Annotated in this window: 14 protein-coding genes and 1 pseudogene; 6 read left to right on the forward strand and 9 right to left on the reverse strand. The window is 63.0% G+C overall.

Annotation, left to right across the window (positions count from 1 at the left end; translation table 11 throughout):
* The first annotated feature begins 109 nt into the window (after window positions 1–109).
* Window positions 110–1237 carry a GNAT family N-acetyltransferase gene (locus AC2CGW_RS22690; RefSeq protein ID WP_484574635.1) on the forward strand — a complete coding sequence of 376 codons (1128 nt, stop codon included), beginning with the start codon at window positions 110–112 and terminating at the stop codon, window positions 1235–1237.
* A gap of 96 nt (window positions 1238–1333) precedes the next feature.
* Here the strand turns inward: AC2CGW_RS22690 and AC2CGW_RS22695 are convergent, their stop codons facing one another.
* From AC2CGW_RS22695 to AC2CGW_RS22710, 4 genes are read right to left on the reverse strand one after another with little or no spacing between them, the layout of a single operon-like run.
* On the reverse strand, window positions 1334–3166 hold the full coding sequence (locus AC2CGW_RS22695) for an ABC transporter ATP-binding protein (RefSeq protein ID WP_426351940.1): 1833 nt from the start codon (window positions 3164–3166) through the stop codon (window positions 1334–1336).
* A 55-nt stretch (window positions 3167–3221) separates the two neighbouring features.
* Entirely contained in the window at window positions 3222–3779 is a 558-nt protein-coding gene (locus AC2CGW_RS22700) for a peptidylprolyl isomerase (protein ID WP_186666876.1), read from the reverse strand.
* Window positions 3773–4585, reverse strand: a complete 813-nt coding sequence (locus AC2CGW_RS22705) for an alpha/beta fold hydrolase (RefSeq protein WP_186666875.1) — start codon at window positions 4583–4585, stop codon at window positions 3773–3775. The genes AC2CGW_RS22700 and AC2CGW_RS22705 overlap by 7 nt, the downstream gene beginning before the upstream one ends.
* Before the next feature lie 13 nt (window positions 4586–4598).
* On the reverse strand, window positions 4599–5522 hold the full coding sequence (locus AC2CGW_RS22710) for a PA3225 family LysR-type transcriptional regulator (RefSeq protein ID WP_484574636.1): 924 nt from the start codon (window positions 5520–5522) through the stop codon (window positions 4599–4601).
* Window positions 5523–5571: 49 nt separating this feature from the next.
* Between AC2CGW_RS22710 and AC2CGW_RS22715 the strand changes: the two genes are divergently transcribed.
* Complete coding sequence (locus AC2CGW_RS22715) at window positions 5572–5886, forward strand: hypothetical protein (RefSeq protein ID WP_054893296.1); 315 nt, start codon at window positions 5572–5574, stop codon at window positions 5884–5886.
* A gap of 110 nt (window positions 5887–5996) precedes the next feature.
* Window positions 5997–6596 carry an FMN-dependent NADH-azoreductase gene (locus AC2CGW_RS22720; RefSeq protein WP_484574637.1) on the forward strand — a complete coding sequence of 200 codons (600 nt, stop codon included), beginning with the start codon at window positions 5997–5999 and terminating at the stop codon, window positions 6594–6596.
* Window positions 6597–6694: 98 nt separating this feature from the next.
* Here the strand turns inward: AC2CGW_RS22720 and AC2CGW_RS22725 are convergent, their stop codons facing one another.
* On the reverse strand, window positions 6695–7582 hold the full coding sequence (locus AC2CGW_RS22725) for a LysR family transcriptional regulator (protein ID WP_484574638.1): 888 nt from the start codon (window positions 7580–7582) through the stop codon (window positions 6695–6697).
* 234 nt (window positions 7583–7816) lie between these two features.
* Between AC2CGW_RS22725 and AC2CGW_RS22730 the strand changes: the two genes are divergently transcribed.
* From AC2CGW_RS22730 to AC2CGW_RS22740, 3 genes are all read left to right on the forward strand, one after another.
* Entirely contained in the window at window positions 7817–8866 is a 1050-nt protein-coding gene (locus AC2CGW_RS22730; protein ID WP_484574639.1) for an NAD(P)H-dependent flavin oxidoreductase, read from the forward strand.
* A gap of 190 nt (window positions 8867–9056) precedes the next feature.
* On the forward strand, window positions 9057–9932 hold the full coding sequence (locus AC2CGW_RS22735; RefSeq protein ID WP_186666870.1) for a carboxylate/amino acid/amine transporter: 876 nt from the start codon (window positions 9057–9059) through the stop codon (window positions 9930–9932).
* 7 nt (window positions 9933–9939) lie between these two features.
* The gene (locus AC2CGW_RS22740) at window positions 9940–10875 is read left to right on the forward strand and encodes an AEC family transporter (RefSeq protein WP_484574640.1); all 936 of its coding nucleotides are present in this window, start codon (window positions 9940–9942) and stop codon (window positions 10873–10875) included.
* Between the two features lie 224 nt (window positions 10876–11099).
* Here the strand turns inward: AC2CGW_RS22740 and AC2CGW_RS22745 are convergent, their stop codons facing one another.
* The 4 genes and pseudogenes from AC2CGW_RS22745 to AC2CGW_RS22760 all read right to left on the reverse strand — a co-directional run.
* Complete coding sequence (locus tag AC2CGW_RS22745; RefSeq protein ID WP_125930467.1) at window positions 11100–11894, reverse strand: substrate-binding domain-containing protein; 795 nt, start codon at window positions 11892–11894, stop codon at window positions 11100–11102.
* 207 nt (window positions 11895–12101) lie between these two features.
* On the reverse strand, window positions 12102–13349 hold the full coding sequence (locus AC2CGW_RS22750) for an arsenic transporter (protein WP_186666867.1): 1248 nt from the start codon (window positions 13347–13349) through the stop codon (window positions 12102–12104).
* A 7-nt stretch (window positions 13350–13356) separates the two neighbouring features.
* Window positions 13357–14601 (reverse strand): MFS transporter, encoded by a 1245-nt coding sequence (locus AC2CGW_RS22755; RefSeq protein ID WP_484574641.1) that lies wholly within the window; start codon window positions 14599–14601, stop codon window positions 13357–13359.
* A 425-nt stretch (window positions 14602–15026) separates the two neighbouring features.
* Window positions 15027–15599 (reverse strand): annotated as a pseudogene (locus AC2CGW_RS22760) (mechanosensitive ion channel family protein); the annotation flags it as partial.
* Window positions 15600–15807 lie beyond the last annotated feature (208 nt).

Below are 15807 nucleotides of genomic sequence, written 5' to 3' on the forward strand. Positions count from 1 at the left end.
GGCACTGCTGTTAAGTAATTACTCACTTGGTTATAAGAACGGTCGTCGTCATTTGAGCGAACCGGCGCCTTTGGCGATACTGGCGACCTGTGTTCAGGGAGCCGAAGTCGTGACCAGCCTCTACAGTCTTGCCCACCTGCGTGACCTTCCGGCACTGTCCTGGGACGCGCTCGTGCCCGCCGGCCAGCCGTTTCTGCGCCATGCCTTCCTCAGCGCGCTGGAGGACAGTGGCAGCGTCAGCCGCCAGACCGGCTGGGCCGCCGAGCACCTGGTGCTGGAGCGTGATGGCGAGGTGCGGGCGTTGCTGCCTGCGTACCGCAAATGGCATTCGTTCGGTGAGTACGTGTTCGACCACGGCTGGGCCGATGCCTGTGAGCGTGCGGGTATCGCCTATTACCCCAAGCTGCTCGGGGCGGTGCCGTTCAGCCCGGTCAGTGGGCCGCGCCTGCTGAGCGCAGACCCTGCCGACGCCCTGCTGTTGCTGCAGGCATTGCCGGAGTACCTGGTCAAGGGTGAACTGTCCGGTGCGCACATCAACTTCACCGACAGCAGCCTGGACGAGCAGATGCTCGGCCAGCCGGGCTGGATGGAGCGCCTGGGCTGCCAGTTCCACTGGCGCAACCGTGGTTATCGGGATTTTCAGGACTTTCTCGACACCCTCAGCTCGCGCAAGCGCAAGCAGATGCGCAAGGAGCGCGAGCAGGTGACCGGACAGGGCATCGACTTCCAGTGGCTGCGCGGCGATGAGCTGGACCAGGCGCGCTGGGATTTCGTCTACCGCTGCTATGCCAACACCTATGCGGTGCGACGACGTGCGCCCTACCTGACCCGTGAGTTCTTCAGCCTGCTGGCCGAGCGCATGCCCAAGGCGCTGCGGGTGGTGGTCGCACGGCAGAACGGCCGCGACGTGGCCATGGCCTTGAGCCTGGTCGGGGGCGAAAGTTTCTACGGTCGCTACTGGGGCTGCCTGGACGAATTCGACCGCCTGCATTTCGAGACCTGCTTCTACCAGGGCATGGACTACGCGATTGCCGAGGGGCTGCAGCGGTTCGACGCCGGTGCCCAGGGGGAGCACAAGCTGATCCGCGGGTTCGAGCCGGTGCTGACGCGTTCGTGGCACTACTTGCGCCATGCTGGGCTGCGGCGGGCGGTGGATGAGTTTCTGGCTCAGGAGCGAGACGGGGTGAGGGCGTATGCCGAGCAGGCACGGGAGATGCTGCCGTATCGGCGGGGTTGAGTGGGGTCTGTGCCGGCACTATCGCGGGGCAAGCCCGCTCCCACAGGTACCGCGCTGTCCGTCAGTGCAACGCGCTACCTGGCCGGTTAGAACCCCTCAATCCACCCCGACGAACCCGCCGGTCTGGTGATGCCACAACCGCGCATACAGCCCCTGTTGGGCCAACAGCTCGGCGTGGCTGCCGCTCTCGACGATACGCCCCTTCTCCAGCACTACCAGACGGTCCATCCGGGCGATGGTCGACAGGCGGTGGGCGATGGCGATCACGGTCTTGCCCTGCATCAGGGTTTCCAGGCTCTCCTGGATCGCTGCCTCGACTTCCGAGTCCAGCGCCGAGGTCGCTTCATCCATGATCAGGATCGGCGCATTCTTCAACAGCACGCGGGCAATGGCGATGCGCTGGCGCTGGCCGCCGGAGAGCTTGACCCCGCGCTCGCCTACATGGGCGTCGAAGCCGGTGCGGCCCTGGGCGTCGGACAACTGCGGGATGAACTCGTCGGCCCGGGCGCGGCGCACGGCCTCCCAGACTTCCTCGTCGCTCGCGTCCGGCCGGCCATACAGCAGGTTGTCGCGGATCGAGCGGTGCAGCAGCGAGGTGTCCTGGGTGATCATGCCGATCTGCGCACGCAGGCTGGCCTGGTTGACCTGGGCGATATCCTGGCCATCGATGAGGATGCGCCCGCCCTGCACGTCGTACAGGCGCAGCAGCAGGTTGACGAGCGTGGACTTGCCCGCACCGGACGGGCCGATCAGGCCGATCTTCTCGCCCGGGCGAATATCCAGGTTCAGCCCATCGATGACCTTGCCACCCTTGCCGTAGTGGAAGTCGACATCGTCGAAACGTACGCCGCCACGGCTGACCTTCAATGCCGGGGCATTGGGTGTGTCGGTGACCGAGACCGGCTGGGCAATGGTCTGCAGGCCATCCTGGACCATGCCGATGTTTTCGAAGATGCCATTGACCACCCACATGATCCAGCCGGACATGTTGACGATACGGATCACCAGGCCCGTGGCCAGGGCAATGGCGCCGACGCTGATCAGCGACTGGCTCCAGAGCCACAGGGCAAGGCCGGTGGTGGCGACCACCAGCAGGCCGTTGAGGGTGGTGATCACCACATCCATACTGGTGATGACACGTGAGGCCAGTTGCGTCTTCTCGGTCTGTTCGCTGATCGCCTCGCGGGCGTACTGCTGTTCGTAGTCCGTGTGGGCGAACAGCTTGAGGGTGGCGATGTTGGTGTAGCCATCGACGATCCGCCCCATCAGTTTGGAGCGTGCGTCCGAGGACACCACCGAGCGTTCCTTGACCCGCGGCACGAAGTAGTAGAGCGCGGCGATATAGCCGACGATCCAGACCAGCAGCGGAATCATCAGGCGCCAGTCGGCCTCGGCAAACAGCACCAGCGAGCTGATCGCGTAGATCAGCACGTGCCACAGCGCATCCACCGCCTGCACCGCCGAGTCGCGCAGCGAGTTGCCGGTCTGCATGATGCGCTGGGCGATGCGCCCGGCGAAGTCGCTCTGGAAGAAGTTCAGGCTCTGCTTGAGCACATAGGTGTGGTTCTGCCAGCGGATCAGGCTGGTCATCCCCGGGTTGATGGTCTGGTGCACCAGCAGGTCGTGCAGGCCGAAGAACACCGGCCGCAGCAACAGGACCACCACCAGCATCCAGATCAGCTCGCCGCTGTGCTCACTGAAGAAGTTGACGTTGGGCGTGCCCTGGGCCAGGTCGATGATCCGGCTCAGGTAGCTGAACAAGGCCACCTCGATCAGCGAGGCGACCAGGCCGACCACCAGCAAGGCGAGAAAGCTCGGCCAGACCTGGCGCAAGTAGTACAGGTAGAACGGCCAGACCGTGCTCGGCGGCGCCTCGCTGGGCGCCTCACGGAAGATGTCGATCAGTTGTTCGAAGCGACGGTACAGCATGGAAACTCCTGTTGATCCCGCTCGCGGGCGGCGTCACATCCTGTGAGACCCGCGATCAATCGATACGTTTGGCCGACTTGATGTAGACCGGATCGGCCGGTACATCGCGCATGCCTTTCTTGACGGTGGTGGGGGAGTTGACGATCTGGTCGACCACCTCCATGCCCTTGGTCACCTTGCCGAACACGGCGTAGCCGCGGTCACGACCAGGATTGAGGAAGTCGTTGTCGGCCACGTTGATGAAGAACTGGCTGGTGGCCGAATTCGGATCCGAGGTGCGGGCCATCGACAGCGTGCCGCGCGTGTTCTGCAGGCCGTTGCTGGCTTCGTTGCGAATCGGATCCTTGGTGCTCTTCTGTACCATCTGGTCGGTGAAGCCGCCGCCCTGGACCATGAAGCCCGGGATCACGCGGTGGAAGATCGTATTGTTATAGAAACCGCTGTCGACGTACTCCAGGAAGTTCTTCGTACTGATGGGGGCTTTTTCGGCGTTCAGTTCGATCTCGACATCGCCGAAGCTGGTAGTCAGCAGCACGTGGGGGGTCTTGTCGGACGCCATGACGCTGGCAGCGAAGGCGAACGAGCAGGCGGTCAGCAGGAGTTTCTTCAGCATGGGCTCAATGATCCTTGAGAGGTGGATGCGGCTGCGAGGAAACGCAGCAGGGTCTGGTTGAAGACCTCGGGTTGGTCCAGGGGCGTAGCGTGCCGCGAATCCTCGATGACCGCCAGTGTCGCATGGGGCATCAGGGCAACGTAGCGCGCTTTCTGTTGTATCGGGGTGTAATCGTGGTCGGCGGCGATCACCAGTGTCGGACACGGGATCTGCCCGATGCGTTCCTGCACACCCCAGTCGACGATGGCGTCGAAGCTCTTGAGGTAAGCGCGCTTGTCGTTGCGCGCCCAGCGCTCGGCCATCTTGCGGCGCAGTTCGCCTTGCTCGGGTTTGGGGAACAGGCGCGCGGCCAGGCCCTGGCCGACCGTCTCGACGCTGAGCAGGCGTGCCAGGCTCCAGCGCTTGGCCCACCAGATCCAGTGTTCGAGGTTGTGGCGCTTGACCTCGGGGGCGCTGTTGACGATGCACAGGCTGCGCAGCCTGTGCGGATGGTCGACGGCAAACTGGAAACCGACCATGCCGCCCATGGACAAGCCCACGAAGTGCACCGGGCCGGTGTCCAGATGGTCGAGCAGGGCCAGCAAGTCTTCGCTGAAGGTCTTGATCTGGTAGCCGTGGCGAGGCTTGGCCGACTGGCCGTGGCCGCGAATGTCCATCAGGATCACCCGATAGTGACGGCTCAGCTCCGGGACCTGCAGCTCCCAGTCCTGGCTGCTCGAACCGAGCCCGTGCAGCAGTACCAGAGGCTCGCCCTGGCCATGTTCCTCATAGTGCAGCAGGCATCCGTCACGTTCGAAACAGGCCATGGGCGCGGTCCTCTCAGGCTTGCGGGGGGGCTGCGAAGGGCACGTCCAGTGGCGCGGTGTCGAAATTGCGCAGCAGCTCGATGAGGATCTGCGTGGCCGGACCCAAGGTCTTTTCCTTGCTCGAGTAAAGGTAGAACAGCGGGTGTCGACTGCCACCCTGATCGAGCGGCAGAGGCTTTAGCAGGCCCTCGCGCAGTTCGCGTTCGATCATGTGCCGGGGCAGCCAGGCAAAGCCCAGGCCGCTGCCGACGAAGGTCGCCGCGGTGCCCAGGCTGCCGACGGTCCAGCGCTGTTCGGCACCCAGCCAGCCGACGTCGCGTGGCTGGCTGCGGCCGGAGTCGCGGATCACCACCTGCAACTGGCTTTCCAGGTCCTGGAACGTGATCTCTCGGCCCAGGCGATGCAGGCTGTGCTCGGGGTGGGCGACGGCGACGAACTCCACCGCGCTCAGCTCGGCGCCCAGGTAGCCGGGAATGTTCAAGCTGCTGATGGCAAGGTCGGCGATGCCTTCGTGCAGTACTTCCTCGACCCCGGACAGCACTTCTTCACGCAGGCGCACACGGCAGCCGCGGCTCTGCGGCATGAACGCGCTCAGTGCGCGCACCAGCCGGGCGCTGGGGTAGGCGGCGTCGACCACCAGGCGCACTTCGGCCTCCCAGCCCTGTTCCATGTGGTGAGCCAGGTCTTCGAGCTGGCTGGCCTGTTTGACCAGGTGCCGCGAGCGACGCAGCAGCACGCTGCCGGCCTCGGTCAGTACCGCCTTGCGCCCGTCGATGCGTAGCAGCGGCACGCCCAGTTGCTCCTGCATGCGCGCCACGGTGTAGCTCACCGAGGACTGCGAGCGATGCAGGGCTTCGGCGGCCTGGGCGAAGCCGCCGTGATCGACCACCGCCTGCAGGGTTCGCCACTGATCCAGGGTCACGCGCGGCGCTTTCATCTTCGGCTCCTGTTGTCCTAAGCTGCGCTCATCACAAGGAGAGCGCGAAATGAAGAAATGGTTTGCGGTACTGCTGACGTCCCTGCCCCTGAGCGCCATGGCCTATCCCATCGATGTGCAGAAGGAGATCGAAGGGGTCAAGCTCGACTACACCGCGTACGACACCGCCTACGACATCGGCAGCATCAGCCTGAACAACTACGGGCAGGTGCCGGCTGCCTGCAAGGTCACCATGCGCAATGGCCCCGAAGCGCCGAGGGTGCGTCGGGTCAATGTGCCGGCCGGCAAGAGCGTGGATGTGACGGCCAAGTTCAACCGGCAGATCATCAAGCTGCGCATCGACCTGAGCTGCAAACCGGAATAAAACCAATTAATCGATAGATTGAACCCACTTTTTACGCTTTTTTATCGATAGGTCAAGTCTTAATCTCACCTCCATCGAATCGCAACCCTATTTGCCGATGGAGGCACCCCATGTCCCGCGTACTGATCATCGAAAGCAGCGCCCGCCAACAGGATTCCGTTTCCCGTCAACTGACCCGCGACTTCATCCAGCAGTGGCAAGCAGCGCATCCTGCCGACGAGATCAAGGTACGCGACCTGGCGGTCAACCCGGTGCCGCACCTGGACGCCAACCTACTCGGTGGCTGGATGAAGCCCGAGGAACAGCGCAGCGCGGCTGAAATCGATGCGCTGGCCCGCTCCAACGAGCTGACCGATGAGTTGCTGGCCGCCGATGTGCTGGTGATGGCGGCGCCCATGTACAACTTCGCCATCCCCAGCACACTCAAGGCCTGGCTCGACCATGTGCTGCGTGCCGGCATCACCTTCAAGTACACCCCGACCGGCCCGCAGGGGCTGCTCAACGGCAAGCGTGCGATCGTCCTGACTGCCCGCGGCGGTATCCACGCCGGCGCTGCCAGCGATCACCAGGAACCCTACCTGCGCCAGGTGATGGCCTTCATCGGGATCCACGAGGTGAACTTCATTCACGCCGAGGGCCTGAACATGAGCGGCGACTTCCACGAGAAGGGGCTGAACCAGGCCAAGGCGAAGCTCGCCGCAGTGGCTTGAGGCGCGAGGCGTCCACGAATTCCCAACCCTGACACCTGTTGCTCCTTTGGGTGTATGTGCCCGGTCATGCGAATGGCCGGGCTTTTTTTGCGCCAGGCTCAGTGCAGGTCCGCCGCGTCCCTGCGCTGCTGCGCCAGCTCCATGAAGGCGCTCATCGCCGAGGTCGGCAACGAATCCTGGCGACGGATGAACACCGTGGACACGCGGGAGAATTCCGCGGGTAGTTCATGGCAGCGAATCGCATGGCGCACGCTGCAGTTCTGCGTCACCGACCTGGGCAACAGAGTCACGCCCATTCCCGCCGAGACGCAGGTAAGGATGCCATCCAGGCTGCCCATTTCCATGATCTGGTTGGGCACCAGGCCCACCCGATAGAACCAGTTTTCCAGCGTCGATCGGTAGAAGCAGCCGCTGCGAAACACCAGCACTGTCTGCGAGGGCATTCGCGCCATCAAGGTGTCGAGCGAATCGAACTGGTCGCTGCTGACCAGCACCAGTTCCTCGCTGAACACCTCTTGCTGGGCAAGCATCGGATTCTGGTGAAACCCTCCGACGAAAGCGCCATCGATCCGGTGGGACTCGATGGCCTTGATCAGTTCGGCAGTGGTGCCGGTGAGCAACGACAGTTGCACATCGGGATGCTGTTCGCGGTAGCGGGTGAGGATCTTCGGCAGGCGAATGGCGGCAGTGGTCTCCATCGAGCCCAGGCGCAGCGGGCCGTTGGGTACACCGGTATCGAGCAGGGCGCTGCGGCTTTCTTCGGTCAGTTGCAGGATGCGCCGGGCATACCCGAGAAACGTCTCGCCCGCGACCGTGAGCACGACGCCGGATTTTCTGCGGATGAACAGCTCGCGCTTGAGTTCCGCCTCGAGCTCCTTGATGCGCATGGTCACGTTGGATTGCACGGTGTTGATCCTGACCGCAGCCGCGGTGAAACTGCCCAGCTCGGCCACGGCGCAGAAGATCTTCAACTGGCGCATTTCCATGGAGACTACCTATCACTGATGATGATTGATGGGGTGTTTATGCATCATTTCATGATCGGTTTTCCAGTGGCTTGGAGGCGACCGGGCCAGACTGCTGGTTCACGATCAGTGATGGAATTCATCATTTATCATCATTTGTGAAAATTCATGGGTGCGCTTAAGGTCAACTCTGGGCTCGCTCCCCGCCAACGGACATGCGCACCCGCCATGAGCAACCCATGATGAGCAACCTCCATGACCACTGACATCCAGGCTTTGCTGAACGTCCGTTTCCCCATCATCCAGGCGCCCATGGCGGGCGTTTCTACGCCAGCGCTGGCGGCGGCGGTATCGAATGCGGGTGGTTTGGGGTCGATCGCGATCGGCGCGAGCTCGGTCGAGCAGGCTCGCCAGTACATACGCGAAACCTTCGCGCTGACCCAACAACCGTTCAACGTCAATCTGTTCTGCCACCGCCCGGCGCTGCGAGATGACGTGCGCGAGGGCGCCTGGCTGCAGGCGCTCGAAGCGCGCTTTGCCGAGTTCCAGGCCCAGCCGCCGAAGGGCCTGCGGGAAATCTATCGCTCGTTCGTCGAAGACCCCGAGATGCTGCAGATGCTGCTGGAAGAAAAACCGGCAGTGGTGAGTTTTCATTTTGGCCTGCCGCCGCAGTCGTTCATCGAGGCGCTGAAGGCGGCCGGTATCGTGCTACTGGCCTGCGTGACCCGCGTGGACGAGGCGCTGCAGGTGCAGCAAGCAGGGGTCGATGCACTGATCGCCCAGGGTTACGAGGCGGGTGGTCATCGCGGGATATTCGATCCTGAGCATGACGACGAATCGAGCACGCTGGAGTTGGTGCGCCTGTTGGCCGAGCAGGTTCGACTGCCGATCATCGCAGCTGGCGGAATCATGGATGGCACAGACATCGCCAAGGCGTTCGCGCAGGGCGCCTGTGCGGCGCAGTTGGGTACAGCGTTCTTGCTGTGCCCGGAATCGTCGGCCAACGCGGCCTACCGTGAGGCGCTGAGCGGGCCACGGGCGCGGCAGACGCAGATCACCAGCGCAATTTCCGGACGGCCTGCGCGGGGTATGGTCAACCGGGCGTTCGAGGTGAAGAGTGCTGCGGGCGTGCCGGATTATCCCCGCGCCTACGATGCCAACAAGGCACTTAATAGCGTGGCGACTGCCCAGGGCTGCAGCGACTTCGCCGCACAATGGGCCGGTACCGGCGCCCACCGGGCGCGCGCCCTGCCGGCCGCGCAGCTGGTCGAGGTGCTGATGGCCGAGTTCGACGCGCAGCGCTGACAGGCAAGCTCTGGCTGGAGCAACTGTCTTGTTCAAAATCCAAAGACCAGCCCAATCCCTGTGGGAGCGGGCTTGCCCGCGAACACCGGCATAGCCGGTGCCATCCACCGCCGCATCTTCATCCTCCTCCCGGTTGCCCAGACCACCCCCTACCCGCTAAGGTCGCCGCCTTGATCCACGAGAGGCAACCATGGGCTACCTGATTATCGTCGCGCTGATCCAGGCGTTTTCCTTCAGCCTGATCGGCGAATACCTGGCCGGCCATGTCGACAGCTATTTCGCCGTGCTGGCGCGGGTGCTGCTGGCAGGGCTGGTGTTCCTGCCGCTGACCCGCTGGCGCCAGGTCGAACCGCGCTTCATGCGCTCGATGCTGCTGATCGGCGCGCTGCAGTACGGCATCACCTATGTCTGCCTGTACCTGAGCTTTCGCGTGCTCACCGTGCCTGAAGTGCTGCTGTTCACCATCCTCACCCCGCTGCACGTCACCCTCATCGAAGATGCACTGAACCGCCGCTTCAACCCTTGGGCGCTGCTCGCGGCGCTGGTCGCGGTGGCCGGCGCAGCGGTGATCCGCTTCGACAGCATCAGCGGCGAGTTCTTCATGGGCTTCCTGCTCCTGCAACTGGCCAACTTCACCTACGCCGCCGGGCAGGTCCTGTACCGCCACCTGATCGCCCGCCACCCCAGCGACCTGCCGCACTACAAGCGCTTTGGCTACTTCTACCTGGGCGCGCTGATCGTCGTGCTGCCGGCCTTCCTGCTGTTCGGCAACGCCCAGCACCTGCCGAGCACCGACGTGCAATGGCTGGTGCTGCTGTTCCTCGGCCTGTGCCCGACCGCACTGGGGTTGTATTGGTGGAACAAGGGCGCCTGCCTGGTTTCCGGCGGCACCCTGGCGGTGATGAACAACCTGCATGTGCCGGTGGGCCTGCTGCTCAACCTGCTGATCTGGAACCAGCACGAACCGCTGGGGCGGTTGTTCATCGGCGGTGCGGTGATCCTCGCCTCGGTGTGGCTGAGCCGGCTGGGCGACCGTCGCAGCCCGGCGCTGGTCGGCAAGGCCTGAGGAGTCCATGCATACCATCCTGGTCATCGTCGCGCCGATCTTTGCGCTGATCCTGGCCGGCTACCTGTGCCGCAAGACTGGCAAGCTCGGCGAACAGGCCGCTGCCGAAATCAATCGCATGGTGGTCTGGCTGTGTCTGCCGGCGCTGCTGTTCAAGGTGACCGCCACCGCGACCTGGAGCGAAATCTGGCATCCCGGTTTTATCGTCGCTTTCGGGGCCGGCGCGCTGGCGATGTTCTTCGTCACCCTCGGTTGGCGTCTGTTCAGCGGCCACAGCCTGGTGGCTTCGAGCATCGATGGCCTGAGCGCAGGCTATGCCAACACCGGCTACATCGGCATCCCGCTGTGCCTGTTGCTGTTCGGCCAGCCGGGGCTGCAACCGGCGCTGATCTCATCGCTGATCGTGGTCTGCCTGGTGTTCGCGATTTCCCTGACCCTGATCGAGATCGGCCTGCAGGAAGAACGCCAGATCGGCCGTGCCGTAATGCTGGTGGCCAAGGCACTGGCGAAGAACCCGCTGGTGATTTCGCCACTGGCCGGCGCCGCCTGGGCCATGTCCGGCCTGGGCCTGGCGGAGCCTGTGACGCATTTTCTCGACATGCTCGCCCTGGCCACCACGCCTTGCGCGCTGGTGTCGCTGGGCGCATTCCTGGCGCAGAAACGCAGCGGCGCGCAGGCCAGCCCCTGGCCGCTGGTGGGGCTCAAGCTGGTCGGGCAACCGGCACTGACCTGGGTGCTGGCCTTCAAGGTGTTCAGCCTGCCGACCATGTGGGCGACCTCCGCGGTGTTGCTGGCGGCGCTGCCGACCGGGACCGGGCCATTTATGTTGGCTGAGTACTACAACCGTGAGGCGGGGCTCATTTCGCGCACAATCCTGCTGTCGACGGTGGCTTCGCTGCTGACCCTGACCGGGCTCATGTACCTGCTGGGTGTGGCGGGCTGACTGCTACGGGATGATCGCGGGACAAGCCCGCGCCTGTAGGACCGGCCGAGGATACGCGCAATTCAGCGAGTCTATGCGGCCAACTGAAATAGGGGTTGGCCGAGAGCGGCGGCTTGCTGACCGTGACTGAATGCTCTCGACCCAAAGCCGACACGCGCGCAGCGAAGGCTGAGGCGAGACCGTCGTGTCTTGCGTAGCCGCGTGGTCAATGTCGGCGCGTGTCGTCAGCTTGCTGGATGGGGTAGCGGCGTCAAGCCACTATCTTTGATCGCTGCGTCGGCTTCTGGTGAGGCCAGGTAATCGAGCAGCGCCTGGGCTGCGGCGTGATGCTGGCTCTTGTTGACGACAGCGCCCGAATACAGGGTCATTTTCTGCGCTTCTGCCGGGATCAGACCAACGATGTCGATACCTTTTACTGGCTTAAGCTCACTTAGCTGTTGAAAGCCGATCTGTGCTTGGCCACGAGCGATCACTGCGCCTACGGGCTCGGCAGGTATCATGTGAGCCTTCGACTCGAACTGTTCACCAAGCTGCATGCGAGGGAACAGCGTCTTGGAAAGATATACCCCGCTTGCGCTGTCGGAGTAAGCGACAGAGCTGCTATCTTGCAGCACTTTGCGTAAGGTCTGCATGGTGCTTATGTCTGGCTTCGGTTCACCTTTGCGAACGGCCATGGCAATGAAAGATTTTCCGAGATCGATTCGACTCGTTTTGTCGGCTTGTCCACTGGCGACCAAGTTGTCGAGGGCCGAACCAACCATCAGCACAACATCCGCCTGCTCACCACGAGCGAGTCTGTTCGGGATGGCCTGTGGGGTATCCCCCATCGATGGTGCGGCTAGAATTTCCAGCTTCACGCCATATTTCTTCTCATACGCTGGCGCTACTTCGCGGATGGCGCCCATGATCCCGCCGGAACTCAGAACGGTCAGTGTTTCCTTACCGCCGTGTACAACGTCAGCAGCCGAGCAGGCGAATGAAGTGGTTAAGAGGGTGGCACAAAACAGCATTCGGAACATCGGAGCTTTCTCCACAGGTATACGCGCAAAATCCTACCTGGGCGAAACTCAAAGTTGTGATTAATCAGCGATTAAGAATGTTTTACTTTCTCCCCACCAATGGCATCTACAGGTAGAAAGTTGACCTTCGTGGATGCGCTGTATTCCCCCCAAAAATCGTCTGGGGCCGCTCGCCGCCATCAAGCTGCCCCTGCACGGGTCCCGACGCTATAGCGCCAGCAGTGCTGCTGCAAGTGCAGGCGGCATCACCAGCACCCCTAGGCGCAAAAAGTTCCAGGCGCTGACATGCGCCCCTTCGCGACGGATCGCCACCAACCACAAAAGGGTGGCCAGTGATCCGGTAATCGACAGGTTCGGCCCCAGGTCGACGCCGATCAGCAGCGCAGCGGTCACCTGCTGCGGCAGGGCCACCAGCGACCCCATGGACCCGGCTATCAGTCCAGTCGGCAAGTTGTTCATCAGGTTGCTGGCGATGGCCACGCCCACGCCTCCCACCCAACTGGCCCTGATCGTCGAGTCTGCGGCCAGAGCAGCCAGCCCCTGGGCAAGCTGCACTATCAGGCCGGTCTGGGCGACAGCTTCGACCAGTATGAACAAGCCCGCCACCAACGGCAGCACACCCCACGCTACATGGCGTAGCACCGGCATCGGGCTGCGCCGCTGGCGTAAGTGGATCAGTGCTGTGGTTGCCACGCCGGCACAGAAGGTCGGCAGGCCTAGTGCCCGGTCCAGCGCTGAGGCCCCCAGCAGCAGAATCGCCGTGAGCACGATGCCCACTGCGCATAGACGGGCACCCAGAGACAGCGGCTGGTTATCCACATTCAGGGTCAGCGGTTGGCGGATCTGCCGGCGTTGGGTCAGGCGCAGCACCAGATAGGTCACAGCGATTGCCGCAAGCGATGGCAAGCTGAACTGCCTCAGCCACTCCAGTAGCGGGGGCATCTGGCTGCCGAAGACTACCAGGTTGGCCGGGTTGGAAATCGGCAGCACGAAACTGGCGGCGTTGGCGATGAAGGCGCAGATCAACAGGTAGGGCAAGGGCTCGGCCTTGGCAGCCTTGCACGCCGCATACACCGCGGGAGTCAACACCACCGCCGTTGCATCGTTGGACAGGAACACGGTGACCAGCGTACCCACCAGAAATACCAGGTCGAACAGCCTTTGCCCCGAACCTCGGGCGTGGCGGACCGCGTAGCGGGCCAGCCAGTCGAACAGCCCCTCCTGGCGTGCAAGCTCGGCCAGTACCATCATGCCGATCAGGAAGAGGTACACGTCGCCGCCTTCGGCCACTGCCGCCAGAGCGCTGCGCGGTGTGATCAGGCCCAGGCCTGTCAGTAGCAGCGCACCGCCCATGGCCCAGACGTATTCCGGGATCCGCCATGGGCGCAGGATGACACCGCAGGTTGCCAGAGCGGCTACCGTCCAGATGATCGAGGCGTTTTCGCTGTAAGGCATGAGGCGTCTAGTTTCCGGCAGGGGTAGGCAGGGGCGATGGCGCGACGCGCGGGAGAGTCTCAGGCAGCGCCATCAGCACTATTGCGAAGGCGACCGCGGCAATGCCGGCCAAGGTCAGGAATGCCGCATCGTAGCCGGCTGCTTGAACAACCAGCCCGGCAATCCCAGGGCTGAGCGCAGCGCCCAGTCCGAACACCGCCGTCAGCGCGCCAAGGCTGAAATTGAAGCGCCCGGTGCCTTCGGTCAAGTCCTTGATCACGATCGGGAACAATGCTCCGAAGATGCCTGCGCCGATTCCATCGAGCAATTGCACGCCAACCAGCCAGAAGGGATTGTCGGACGCCACGTACAGGGCTCCGCGTAGCGGTAGGATGAAAAAGCCGGCCAGAAGGAACGGCCTGCGCCCCCAGGTCTCGGCCTTTGCCCCCACGAGCAGCGCCATCGGCACCATCACCAACTGCGCTGCGACGATGCAGGCGGATGTGAGTGGCGTGGCCAAGCGCAGGTCGACTTGCGATAGCTTCTGGCTCACCAGCGGCAGCATCGCCGCGTTGGCCAAGTGGAATAAAGCGCAGCACACAGCGAATACCAAGAGCGTGCGGTTGTGCAGGAGGACCCTGAACCTGGCAAGGTTTTCAGCGCAACCCGGACCATGGACAAGGCCGCGAGCCACCTGGTGGTCGATGGCGGCTGCTGGCACACGCCACATCGCCACAATGCTGGCTACGGTCATGACCGCCATGAGATAGAACACCACCACCGGGCCGAACAGATACGCCAAGCCACCGGCCAGCAATGCTGAGCAGGCATTGCCCGCATGGTTGAACGTCTCGTTGCGACCCACCCTTCGCGTAAAGGCCTTGGGGCCTGTGATGCCCAGCGAGATGGCGGCAATCGCCGGAGCGAAAAGCGAGCCTGCTATGGCACCGATCGTCTGGGTCAAGGCCACCCCGGCGAACGACGAAATCCACGGCAGCAGCAGGCAGCTGCCGGTCACCAGCACGGCGGCGGTCACGACCACCGCGTGTTTGGCTGTCGTGCGGTCAATCAAGGCTCCCGCTGGAGTTTGCGCCACCAGTGCAGCAATGCCTGCCAGGCTCATCACCAGGCCAATGCTCGCCGGCTGCCACTGGTGCACGGCAAGTAGGTAGATGGCGAGGTAGGGGCCGAGTCCGTCACGCACGTCAGCCAGGAAGAAGTTCAGCCAGTCAAGGGCACGGTCGTGCGAAGCGGCGCAGCTTGAGTGTTCCATGGACGCAGTCTCTAAAAACAAGGGGGGGAGCGCGATGGGCAGTTACTGGACGCGCGCAGGCCTGATAAAGCAGCTGTCTGATGCCCATCAGTCCAACGCACTTCCTGCACTGTAGGCCAGCGCGTCCCTATCTGTACGCGGCTCTGTCGTTGACATAGGACTTGCTCAAATGGTTCGGCACACGATCGCTCAGCATGCAGATTATTTGCGGTTTAAATGGGCAACCGATAAGTGCGGCTACGCGTTGCGCAAGCGAAGTACTGGCAGGGAGGCGCGAGTTGCTATGCGGCTTTTAGGTGGAAACCCAAGAGTTTGAGCTTCCATTGGTTATCGGATACGGCTTTTCATTGCAGAGGGCCGCTTTGCGGCCCTTTCGCGGGGCAATTCGGGGCGCCGAACCGCCGCATCCACAGGGGGAGCGCTTTTTAGGCCTCGCTCATCCGCTCAACCCGCGCCGCCAGCCCCGAGCGCATATCGCTACCACTAGGCTGCTGATACAAACTCAACCCAAACTCCGGCAACACCGCCAGCAGGTAATCGAAGATATCCCCCTGGATCCTCTCGTACTCGCCCCACACCGTGGTGCGGGTAAAGCAGTAGATCTCCAGCGGCACACCTTCGGCGCCGGTCTCCATCTGGCGAACCATGCAGGTCATGTCCGGATGCACCTCGGGGTGGTTCTGCAGGTAGGCGAGGGCGAAGGCGCGGAAGGTGCCGATGTTGGTCAGCTTGCGGCGGTTGGCCGAGAGTTCGGCGACCAGGCCCTGGGCCTCGTTCCAGTCGTGCAGCTCCTTGCGCTTGGTCGCCAGGTAGTCGCCGAGCAGGCGCACGCCGCCCAGGCGTTGTTCCTCTTCCTGGGTGAGAAAACGCACGCCTGTGGCGTCGATGAACAGGCTGCGCTTGATGCGCCGCCCGCCGGACTGCTGCATGCCGCGGTAGTTGCGGAACGACTCGCTCATCAGGCGCCAGGTGGGGACGGAGACGATGGTCTTGTCGAATGTCTACACCCGTGAGAGACCCTAAAAATGGACAAGCAAAAATCCTTTAAATCAGTCACTTACGAATAATGTCATTTGTCCATCTTTTCCCGAGAAAATGGACAGGGTCGGCAAGCACCCAAGATTGCAAGGGAAGGGAAGTGGTGTGCGGCGAGCTGCGTCTCTCAGCAAATCCGAACCCTTCTGGGCCTTTCAGACGTACTTTGAC

It is taken from the genome of Pseudomonas sp. SYWMCR5 (assembly GCF_057197165.1).

Bases quoted from the DNA above. Each gene is read 5' to 3' on its own strand.
- AC2CGW_RS22695 (WP_426351940.1), bottom strand. From the start codon at position 3,166: ATGCTGTACCGTCGCTTCGAACAACTGATCGACATCTTCCGTGAGGCG.
- AC2CGW_RS22700 (WP_186666876.1), bottom strand. From the start codon at position 3,779: ATGCTGAAGAAACTCCTGCTGACCGCCTGCTCGTTCGCCTTCGCTGCC.
- AC2CGW_RS22705 (WP_186666875.1), bottom strand. From the start codon at position 4,585: ATGGCCTGTTTCGAACGTGACGGATGCCTGCTGCACTATGAGGAACAT.
- AC2CGW_RS22710 (WP_484574636.1), bottom strand. From the start codon at position 5,522: ATGAAAGCGCCGCGCGTGACCCTGGATCAGTGGCGAACCCTGCAGGCG.
- AC2CGW_RS22715 (WP_054893296.1), top strand. From the start codon at position 5,572: ATGAAGAAATGGTTTGCGGTACTGCTGACGTCCCTGCCCCTGAGCGCC.
- AC2CGW_RS22720 (WP_484574637.1), top strand. From the start codon at position 5,997: ATGTCCCGCGTACTGATCATCGAAAGCAGCGCCCGCCAACAGGATTCC.
- AC2CGW_RS22725 (WP_484574638.1), bottom strand. From the start codon at position 7,582: ATGGAAATGCGCCAGTTGAAGATCTTCTGCGCCGTGGCCGAGCTGGGC.
- AC2CGW_RS22730 (WP_484574639.1), top strand. From the start codon at position 7,817: ATGACCACTGACATCCAGGCTTTGCTGAACGTCCGTTTCCCCATCATC.
- AC2CGW_RS22735 (WP_186666870.1), top strand. From the start codon at position 9,057: ATGGGCTACCTGATTATCGTCGCGCTGATCCAGGCGTTTTCCTTCAGC.
- AC2CGW_RS22740 (WP_484574640.1), top strand. From the start codon at position 9,940: ATGCATACCATCCTGGTCATCGTCGCGCCGATCTTTGCGCTGATCCTG.
- AC2CGW_RS22745 (WP_125930467.1), bottom strand. From the start codon at position 11,894: ATGTTCCGAATGCTGTTTTGTGCCACCCTCTTAACCACTTCATTCGCC.
- AC2CGW_RS22750 (WP_186666867.1), bottom strand. From the start codon at position 13,349: ATGCCTTACAGCGAAAACGCCTCGATCATCTGGACGGTAGCCGCTCTG.
- AC2CGW_RS22755 (WP_484574641.1), bottom strand. From the start codon at position 14,601: ATGGAACACTCAAGCTGCGCCGCTTCGCACGACCGTGCCCTTGACTGG.